Origin of the sequence: Microbacterium sp., assembly GCF_040394595.1 — a bacterium.
GTDB lineage: Bacteria > Actinomycetota > Actinomycetes > Actinomycetales > Microbacteriaceae > Microbacterium.
Genome location: NZ_JBEBSA010000002.1, coordinates 196,387 through 205,360 on the forward strand (window position 1 = coordinate 196,387; position 8,974 = coordinate 205,360).

Annotated in this window: 11 protein-coding genes; 5 read left to right on the forward strand and 6 right to left on the reverse strand. The window is 71.6% G+C overall.

All coding sequences use genetic code 11. The features are described 5' to 3' along the window. Positions 1-415 precede the first annotated feature (415 nt). Positions 416-1,198 carry a class I SAM-dependent methyltransferase gene (locus tag ABWO84_RS03660; protein WP_353112643.1) on the forward strand — a complete coding sequence of 261 codons (783 nt, stop codon included), beginning with the start codon at positions 416-418 and terminating at the stop codon, positions 1,196-1,198. 153 nt (positions 1,199-1,351) lie between these two features. Here the strand turns inward: ABWO84_RS03660 and ABWO84_RS03665 are convergent, their stop codons facing one another. The 3 genes from ABWO84_RS03665 to ABWO84_RS03675 all read right to left on the reverse strand — a co-directional run bounded on the left by ABWO84_RS03665 (position 1,352) and on the right by ABWO84_RS03675 (position 3,887). Further along, entirely contained in the window at positions 1,352-2,260 is a 909-nt protein-coding gene (locus tag ABWO84_RS03665) for a J domain-containing protein (protein ID WP_353112645.1), read from the reverse strand. 37 nt (positions 2,261-2,297) lie between these two features. Next, a complete protein-coding gene (locus tag ABWO84_RS03670) occupies positions 2,298-3,215 on the reverse strand; it encodes a DUF808 domain-containing protein (RefSeq protein ID WP_353112646.1) in 918 nt (305 codons plus the stop codon). Between the two features lie 306 nt (positions 3,216-3,521). Further along, a complete protein-coding gene (locus ABWO84_RS03675; RefSeq protein WP_353112648.1) occupies positions 3,522-3,887 on the reverse strand; it encodes a DoxX family protein in 366 nt (121 codons plus the stop codon). Positions 3,888-3,958: 71 nt separating this feature from the next. Between ABWO84_RS03675 and ABWO84_RS03680 the strand changes: the two genes are divergently transcribed. After that, a complete protein-coding gene (locus tag ABWO84_RS03680; protein ID WP_353112650.1) occupies positions 3,959-4,399 on the forward strand; it encodes a winged helix-turn-helix transcriptional regulator in 441 nt (146 codons plus the stop codon). A 68-nt stretch (positions 4,400-4,467) separates the two neighbouring features. Here ABWO84_RS03680 and ABWO84_RS03685 read toward each other — a convergent pair whose 3' ends face one another. Together ABWO84_RS03685 and ABWO84_RS03690 are read right to left on the reverse strand one after the other, a co-directional pair. Next, entirely contained in the window at positions 4,468-4,935 is a 468-nt protein-coding gene (locus ABWO84_RS03685) for a hypothetical protein (protein ID WP_353112652.1), read from the reverse strand. A 78-nt stretch (positions 4,936-5,013) separates the two neighbouring features. Then, positions 5,014-5,748, reverse strand: a complete 735-nt coding sequence (locus tag ABWO84_RS03690; RefSeq protein ID WP_353112654.1) for an alpha/beta fold hydrolase — start codon at positions 5,746-5,748, stop codon at positions 5,014-5,016. A gap of 243 nt (positions 5,749-5,991) precedes the next feature. Here ABWO84_RS03690 and ABWO84_RS03695 point away from each other — a divergent pair, with 243 nt between their 5' ends. Further along, on the forward strand, positions 5,992-7,473 hold the full coding sequence (locus ABWO84_RS03695; RefSeq protein WP_353112656.1) for an MATE family efflux transporter: 1,482 nt from the start codon (positions 5,992-5,994) through the stop codon (positions 7,471-7,473). Here the strand turns inward: ABWO84_RS03695 and ABWO84_RS03700 are convergent. Beyond that, positions 7,457-7,645 carry a hypothetical protein gene (locus ABWO84_RS03700; RefSeq protein ID WP_353112658.1) on the reverse strand — a complete coding sequence of 63 codons (189 nt, stop codon included), beginning with the start codon at positions 7,643-7,645 and terminating at the stop codon, positions 7,457-7,459. The two genes, ABWO84_RS03695 and ABWO84_RS03700, sit on opposite strands and share 17 nt — an antisense overlap. On the opposite strand from ABWO84_RS03700, the gene ABWO84_RS03705 reads away from it, so the two are divergent. After that, on the forward strand, positions 7,644-8,006 hold the full coding sequence (locus ABWO84_RS03705) for a hypothetical protein (protein ID WP_353112659.1): 363 nt from the start codon (positions 7,644-7,646) through the stop codon (positions 8,004-8,006). The genes ABWO84_RS03700 and ABWO84_RS03705 overlap by 2 nt on opposite strands. A gap of 63 nt (positions 8,007-8,069) precedes the next feature. Further along, positions 8,070-8,969, forward strand: coding sequence for a VOC family protein (locus ABWO84_RS03710; RefSeq protein ID WP_353112660.1), 900 nt, complete (start codon positions 8,070-8,072; stop codon positions 8,967-8,969). Positions 8,970-8,974 lie beyond the last annotated feature (5 nt).

The window sequence follows — 8,974 nt, forward strand, 5'->3', positions numbered from 1 at the left end:
GTCGGGGCTAGCGGACGATCTCGAGCGGCCCCTCCCCGTCCGTCGGCGGCTCGAACCTCTCGAAGTAGTCCGCCGCCGTCTGCGCGGTGAGCGGCCAATCATCCGCCTGCCTGCCATGTCGATCGCCGACCCGGCTGAGGATGACCTCGAGGCTCGTCGCGATGTAGACGGTCTCCGGAACGATTCCCTGCCTCCCCCGGATCCGTGTGGGTCCGCCCCGTGCGACCGGGCGACATCGAAGATCCGGTGTGTTCGCGCCGATCCGGTGCGCTACAGGCGCAGGGTTCCGGGCGTCTGGGCGCGAGGGCACCGGGACATGAGAGCACCGGGCACTCGGGCACCTGGCCACGCGCGCACCGGGCTGCGAGGGCGCGGGACGTACCGGACCGGACGGGAACGGTGCCAGGATCGAAGCATGGACGGAGTCGGGCGGCGGCGGGACGGCAGCGCAGGAGATGCGGACTACGGCGTGATCGGGGAGGGTTACAGCGACTTCCGCAGGCCGGATCCGCGGATCGCCCGGATGCTCCGCGATGCCCTCGGCGACGCGCGCACGGTGCTCAACGTCGGGGCGGGAGCCGGAGGGTACGAGCCCGCCGACCTCGAGGTCACGGCCGTCGAGCCCTCGGCGAGCATGAGGGCGCAGCGTCCCGCGGGCCTGGGTCCGGCGGTCGATGCGGTCGCAGAGTCGCTGCCGTTCGCCGACGACTCCTTCGACGCGGCGATGACCACGTTCTCGGTGCATCAGTGGGCGGATCTCGAGGCCGGGCTCGCCGAGCTCCGCCGCGTCACCCGCGGTCCGATCGCGATCCTCACTTGCGACCCCGACCTGCTCGACCGGTTCTGGCTCGCCGAATACGCTCCCGAGGTGATCGAGACCGAGGGGCGACGCTACCCCGCGATCGCCCGCCTGCGCGAAGGGCTCGGCGGCCGGGTCGACGTCGCCCCCGTTCCCATTCCGCTGGACTGCACCGACGGCTTCAACGAGGCGTACTACGGGCGCCCCGAGATGCTGCTTCTCCCCGAGGCGCGGACGGCCTGCTCCGCGTGGAGCTTCGTGCCCGCGCCGCGCGTCGAGGAGGCCGTCGCGGATCTCCGCCGTGCCATCGACGACGGCGCCTGGGATGCCCGGCACGGTGCGCTGCGCACGCAGCCGTCGTTCCTCGGCTCCCTCATGCTGGTCACGGCGGCGGTCTGACCCGAAGGCCGCGCCGGTCGCGTCGCCTCCCGACCCGGTGTCTTCCCGCCGGCCCGGTGTGCTCCCTGCGCAGATGTCCCCGCGTCTCGGCGGGATCCCACCGGGACGTGTGGGCGCGAGCGCGCCCGCGGAAGCGCGGGATGCGGAGGGGCCTCAGGCGAAGGAGACCGCCTGGCGCAGGCGGGTGCGCACGTCGAACAGTTCATTGCCCCCGACGGGGCGCGCCCCGGGCACGCCGCCGCGCAGGACCGTGTGCACCGCGCTGCGCCGCACCACGACCACCGGCACGCCGCGCACCTCGCCCAACGACATCGCGGCCTGGGCGAGGTCGTCATCGGGGAGCACGATCACCGCGCCGCCGAAACGCACCCGCGCGGCGCGGGCGATCACGCGCATCCCGCCCAGCAGCGCCGTCACCGGAGCCCGGGGGCCGACGTCGGGGCCGACGATCTCCCCGCCGCGGAACCTCGCGACGCCTCCGAAGTCCGCCGACCGCACGCCGTACAGACCCGATGGGCACAGCACGACGTGATCGAGCCGGTCGTCGGCGTCCGGGCCTGTCGCGACGTCGTGCCAGGCGGTGAAGCCCATCCCCAGCTCGGCGATCGTGCGGGCGGTATCCTCCTCGGCGAGGGCGTCCGCGAGCAGGCGCCGCAGCTCGCGGGGCACGGTGCGCACGAAGGCGGGCTGATAGGGGTCGGCGATCTCCGCGCCCGCCCACTCCTGCACGAGTGAGACGTAGCGCCGCCGGCGGGAGGCGCCCGGCTCGCCATAGGCCTTCGCCCGGGGGCGGGTGTCCGTGCGGGATGCGGGTGCCCAGCCGTCCCAGGCGGCCGTGTCCTCCGCGAAGCCGTGCCCGCGGTCGTAGGCGGCTCGCAGGGCGGGGGTGCCGATCAGCTCCCAGGCGCGCTGCACCTGGACGAACACGGCCGCATCGCCGCCCGTGTCGGGGTGCGTGCGGCGCAGACGCAACCGGTAGGCGCGACGCAGCTCGGTCTCGTCCACACCGGGCGCGACCTCGAGCACCTCGTACGCGGATGCCGAGAGAGGGCTGTCGAACATCGTCCTCCCCGTCTCGCGGCCTCCAGGCTACCGGGGTTCAGCCGTGGGCGCCGCGGGGTGCCTCCTCGCCCCCGTGGAATGCGGCGCGCCTGCCCGCGATGCGGGCGACGAGCATCACGATGCCGACGATCACCAGCCCGAGGAGCAGGCCGGCCACCGCGGAGACGGCGGTCTCGCCGAGCCAGGCCACGAATCCGCCGAGCGGGGCGAGCAGGTGCTCGATGCCGTGCAGCAGATCGGTCAGGAAGACGAGGCCGACCTCGCCGAGGTTGACGAGCACGAGGTGCCCGCCGACCCAGAGCATCGCGACGGTGCCGACCACGCTGATCACCCGGAAGACCGCGGGCATCGAGCGGACGATCCGCGCGCCGGTGTGCCGCACGCGCCGTTCGTCGCTCTTGGCCATCTTCAATCCGATGTCGTCGATCTTCACGAGCAGCGCCACGGCACCGTAGACGACGCCCGTCATGAGCAGGGCGATGACCGCGAGGGCTCCGAGGGTCATCCAGATGCCGATACCGGGGTCGAGGTTCGACAGTGAGATGAGCATGATCTCGGTGGAGAGGATGAGATCGGTCCGCACGGCGCCGAGCACCAGTCTCCGCTCGTCGCGCCCGCCCTGCTCCGCGTCGCCGTGGTGGAAGCCGAACCACTCGAGCACCTTCTCGGCGCCCTCGAAGCAGAGGTAGGCGCCTCCGGCGATGAGCAGGTAGGGGAGCACCCCGGGCGCGAAGGCGGTGAGGACGAGGGCGATCGGGATGATGATCACGAACTTGTTCACCAGTGACCCGAGCGCGATCTTCCCCACCACCGGGAGCTCTCGCGCCGGGGTGATGCCCTGCACGTACTGCGGCGTCACCGCGGCGTCGTCGATGACCACCCCGGCCGCCTTGGCCGACGCCTTCAGTGCCGCGCTGAGGATGTCGTCGACGACGGCGAGCAGACCAACTGACATGCGTCCCCCTGATGAGTCCCGGGGAAGAAGACTATCGGGGTGCTCCGGGCCCCGTCCCGTTTGACGGATGCAGTCACGTTTCGCGGGTAGATCTACCCGGTTCGTCCGGGATTCGGGGCATCGTCTGCTGTTCGAGTGTGGGGGCGGCTCCGGGCCTTGTCCTGTTCCGCGGATGCTGTCACGTTTCGCGGACGGATCCGCCCGGTTCGTCCGGGATTCGGGACATGGTCCGCGGTTCGGGCGCCGGGCCGCGGGGACCGACCGCGCGGGCCCGGACAGTTCATCGAAGGGCGGGCTCGCCGTCGCTCACCGGACGACGAGGAAGCCCAGCACGGCGGCGGCGACCGCGAGGACCCCCTGGACCAGCGCGGGGACGAACGCCTCGCGCCGTCGGATGTGCACGACGATCGCGCCGATCATGATGATCGCCAGCCCCACGGCGGCCAGAGGCGCGAGGACCGGCAGGATGCCGGTCGCCAGAGGGGCGATGAGGCCGACCGCGCCGAGGACCTCGGCCGCCGCGATGGCCTTGACGGCGCCGACCGAGAAGTCCTCGGTCCAGGCCATGCCCTTCTCAGCGAGGGCGGTCTTGGGGGTGAGCAGCTTCATGCCCCCGGCGGCGAGCATCATCAGCGCGAGCAGGCCGTTCACGATCCAGAGTGCGACGAGCATCCGATGGGTCTCCTTGTTGGTTATGGATGGTGTGCTTGTTACGATCAGTAATCAAAGGATGGAGCATCCGGATGAACGCTGCAAAAGGCACATCGGTGTCACCGGGGGACCGCGGCGTCGTCGACTACGAGCACTCCTGCGAGGCCGGCCCCGAGGTCGGACGGACGATCCGCGACGTGCTCGACAGGGTCGGCGACAAGTGGTCGCTGCTCGTGATCGCCACGCTGCGCGAGGAGCGCATGCGCTTCAGCGAGCTGCTGCGCCACATCCCGGGCATCTCTCAGCGGATGCTGACGCTCACCCTCCGCCAGCTCGAACGGGACGGGCTCATCACCCGCACCGCCTATGCCGAGGTCCCGCCGCGCGTCGAGTACGAGCTCACCGCCCTGGGCGGGACGCTGGTGGTGATCGCCCGCACGATCGGCGACTGGGCGATCGCACACCACGGCGAGATCGAGCGGTCCCGTGCACGATACGACGCGCGGCGCCCACCGCACGGAGGTGCGGAATGACCGGCGACCGAGACCGCGCGACCGGGGCGCAGCGCCCCGCCGTTCTCGTCGACGAGGGCTGACCTCCATCAGGGGGTGACCACCACCTGGGTGTCGTCGCTGTAGACGACGCGGCCGGGCCGGAAGGACTCGCGTCTCTCGTACGGCACGCCGTACCTGTCCAGGATGTCCAGGTAGAGGGCGATCCGGTCGAGCACGACCCCGGCCTCGGCGCGGAACCAGCATGCGGCCCGCGGATATCGCGTGTACAGCGACGGGTCGACCGTCGACGGATCCGTGCAGTGCGCGTCGTACCACTCGTTCGCCGTCTGCCACTGCCGCTCGTCCTCGGGCGCGAGAAGCCCCGCCCGGCCCAGCTCGCCGGTCAGGAAGAAGACCCCGGGGTTGATGCCCGCCTCGGTGGCGGTGACGGACTGGAACCGGATGTATCGTCCGGCCGCCGTCTCCTCCCCGGCGACGCCGTGTGCCGGATCCGGAGTGCTCGGCGTCGAGGCCTCGGCGCCGGCGGTACGGGGAGTCGGAGGCACGACTACCATGATCCCGCATCCCGGGCGGAGCGCAACCGGCGGTTCCCATGGGTGCGCGAGAAGGCCGCCCACCCCGGTGGCCTCGGCTCAGGCGGCGACGATCCCGGCGCGCAGAGCGCGCACCACGGTGTCGGGGCGCGTGAACGGCACGTCGTGCGCGCAGGCCGGCACGGTCTCGAGCGTGCTGTGCGGCAGGGCGGCGTGGGTGTGCGCCGCCGAGCGGTGGACCGCGCGCAGCTCGCGCTCGCCCACCATCACGTGCGCGGGGCCGGGGTAGCGGGCCCAGCCCTCGGGCAGTGCGAAGCGCATGTTCTCCCGGAACGCCGTGACGAGCGACTCCGTGCCGAGCGTGCCGCTGTCGCGCACGAAGTCGTCCACGAGGTCTGCGGGGATCGACATCTCGGCGGCCTGACGCCGCGCGAACCGCATCCGCCGGGCGAGGGGCATCGCGGCGCGGACGACGCCGGCCGCGATCCACTCGCCCTTCGAGGGCAGGGTGGATCCGCTCACGATCGTCGCGCTGCGGATCAGATCGGGATGCCGGGACGCGAGCTCCAGCGCGAGCTGGGCGCCGAGGGAGAAGCCCACCACGTGGAGCGGCCCCTCGGCGAGGAGGGGTGCGAGCGCGGCAAGGGTCTCGGAGTGCGAGACGTACGGCTCGGCGGAGCTGCGGCCGTGGCCGGGGAGGTCGGGCACGATCGTCTCGACGGGGTCGCCATCTGCGCCCAGCAGCTCCCGCACGGGGCGCCACATCCAGCCTGCGACGCCGGCGCCGTGCAGCAGCAGGACCCGCGTGCCCGACCCGGATCGCTCGATGTGCATCCCCCCATCTTCGCCGACCGCCAGGTGCCCGGGGCCGCTGCCGGCGGAGGAATCCGTATGGACTTCCGATGACTTTCCTCACCGCGCCCCTGGATGTTCTCCGAATCGATTCGATACAATTGATCCACCGGTGCCGAGACCCCTCGCGGCGCCGGTCGTCGTGTTTCACCCCCGCGACGGGCCCCGATACCGCATGCCGACCGGATGCCGCGCATCCGACCGCCGTTCCGAACCCCGAACCTCATGGCAACCACCCTCACCACAGGGCGCCCTTGGCGCGTCATCCTCTCCTTCGCCGTGCCGCTGCTCATCGGCAACGTCGTGCAGCAGCTGTACCAGTTCGCCGACACGATCGTGGTCGGCCGCCACCTCGGCGTGAACTCCCTCGCCGCGGTCGGCGCCACCGGGAGCCTCATCTTCCTGCTCATCGGCTTCGCCTGGGGCATGTCGAGCGGCTTCGCGATCCCCACCGCGCAGGCCTTCGGTGCCCGCGACGAGCGCGGCGTGCGACGCTCGGTCGCCACCGGGACCCTGCTGACCGCCGCCGCGAGCGTGGTGCTCACGATCGGGGGACCGCTGATCGCGGGGCCGATCCTGCAGCTCATGCAGACGCCGCCGGAGCTGCTCCACGAGGCCACGGTGTTCACGCAGGTGAGCCTGGTGGGCGGCAGCGCGGTGATGTTCTTCAACTACCTCTCCGCGATCATCCGCGCGATCGGCGACTCCCGCACGCCCCTCATCTTCCTCTCGCTGTCCTGCGCGCTGAACGTCGGGCTGGTGATCCTCATGGTCGGGCCGCTCGGCTGGGGCGTCGGCGGAGCGGCCCTCGCGACCGTCGTCGCGCAGGCCGTCTCGGTGCTGCTGTGCCTGGAGTACGTGCGCCGACGCCTCCCGATGCTCCACGTGCGGCGGGAGGACTGGAGAGTGACCCGCGCCGACGTCGCCGAGCACCTCCGCCTCGGACTCCCGATGGGCTTCCAGGCGTCGATCATCGCGATCGGCGCGCTCACGGTGCAGGTCGCGCTCAATGCGATCGGCCCCGACGCCGTCGCCGCGTACACCGCGGCCTCCCGTGTCGACGGGCTGGCCAGCGCCCTCCTCGCCTCGCTCGGTCTCGCCGCCAGCATGTACACCGCGCAGAACCTCGGCGCCCGGCGCCCCGACCGCATCCGCCGCGGGGTGAAGGAGGCGGTGTGGATCGCCGTGGTCGCCTCGCTCGTGCTCGGCGGCCTGATGGTGGCGTTCGGTGCGCCGATGGTGCGCCTGTTCGTCGGGGACGGCGCCGACGACGTGGTCGGGATGGCCCACCAGATGCTGCTCATCAACGGCGTCACGTACAGCACCCTCGGCGTGCTCTTCGTGCTGCGCGGCGCGCTGCAGGGGCTCGGGCAGTCGCTGATCCCCACGATCACGGGCGTGATCGAGCTGGTCGCGCGCGTCGTGGCGGCTGTCGCGCTCGGGGCCGCGTGGGAGTTCTTCGGGGTCGCGCTGAGCAACCCGCTCGCCTGGGTCGGCGCCATCCTGCTGCTGATCCCCGCCTACGCGAGCGCGCACCGTCGCCTCTCGAGGATGCCGGTGAACCCCGAGTTCACCACCGAGACCACGCCGATCGCGGTCGTCGGACCCGTCGACGGGTCGATGGTGGTCGATGCGGTCGTCACCGCCCCGATCCCCGTCGTGATCACGCCGTCGCGTCGACGCCGGCTGTTCACCGGGCGGCGCTGATCGTTCCGCGGGTTGATACCAGATCGTTCTCTAGGATGATGTGCCGCTGCGAATCCGGCGCGTAGCCTGGTACCAGATGCACAGGGGGTGCGTCGAGGAACACCGCGCACAGGTGTGAGAAAGATGACAAATCGGGGGGTTTGATCATGTCGTCGTTGGCAATGGCAAACATGCTGGCATCCATCTTCGTGCCGATCGGCATCGTGGGGGCGGCCGTCGCCGTGATCTGCGCCGCCGTCGCGGGCGTCGCGCTCGCCCGGAGCGCGGCCGGGATGGCCGGTGGAGCCGCGGGGATCTGGATCGTCGGGGCGATGCTCAGCCTCTCGGCGTCCTTCGCGAGCTTCTGGATCCCGGCGATCGTGGCCGTCGCGGCCCTCGTCGCCGGCCTGGTCCTCGGGGTCGTCGCACGGGGCGTGCTGCGCTCCGTGGCGCGTCCGGTGGCCGAGGTCGTCGAGGCGCCGGCTGCGGTCGTGGCGGAGCCCGTCGCCAAGCCGAGCGCGGTGACCGGCACGGTCAAGACCGCGGTCGCCTGACCCTCTTGCCGGCGGCCTCCCCCGGGAGGATGCTGGTGCAGGGGGCGAGACGGAGGAGCGGACATGCAGCGGATCATCCCCAACCTGTGGTGCGACCACGATGCGGAGGAGGCCGGTGCCTTCTACGCCTCGGTCTTCCCCGACGCCCGGAGCGTCGTGACCGGACGGTATCCCCCCGGGGACCTGCCGGAGTTCCAGCGTTCCTTCGCCGGCCTGCCGGTGACGGTCGACGTGACCATCGGCGACTTTCGGTTCACCCTGATCAACGCCGGGCCGGAGTTCCCGATCAACCCGTCGATCTCCTTCCTGCTGAACTTCGATCCGGTGGCGCACGGCGGTGACGCGGCGGCCGAGGCCGAGCTCGACCGGGTCTGGGCCGCGCTCGCCGAGGGCGGCACCGTGCTCATGCCGCTGTCGTCCTATCCGCACAGCGCACACTACGGCTGGGTGCAGGACCGCTACGGGATGACCTGGCAGCTGATGCTCACCGACCCCCGCGGCGAGCCCCGGCCGTTCCTGATCCCGAGCCTGCTCTTCGGCTCCGATGCGCAGAACCGCGCGGCGGAGGCCATCCGGCTCTACACCGGTCTGTTCCCCGACTCCGCCACCGGGACCACCGCGCCCTACCCGGAGGCGATGGGGCCAGCCGTGGCGGGCGCCCTGATGTTCGGCGAGTTCATGCTCGCGGGCCAGTGGTTCGCGGCGATGGACTCCGGCAGCGAACAGGCCGCGTCGTTCACCTGCGGTGTCTCGTTCGAGGTCCGCTGCGACGACCAGGCGGAGATCGACCGGCTCTGGGAGGCTCTCTCCGCCGTGCCGGAGGCCGAGCAGTGCGGCTGGCTCGCCGATCGCTTCGGCGTCAGCTGGCAGATCGTGCCGTCGAACGTCGGCGAGCTGCTCTCGCGCCCCGGCGCCTACCAGCGGATGCTCGGGATGAAGAAGCTGGTCATCTCCGATTTCTGAGGCTT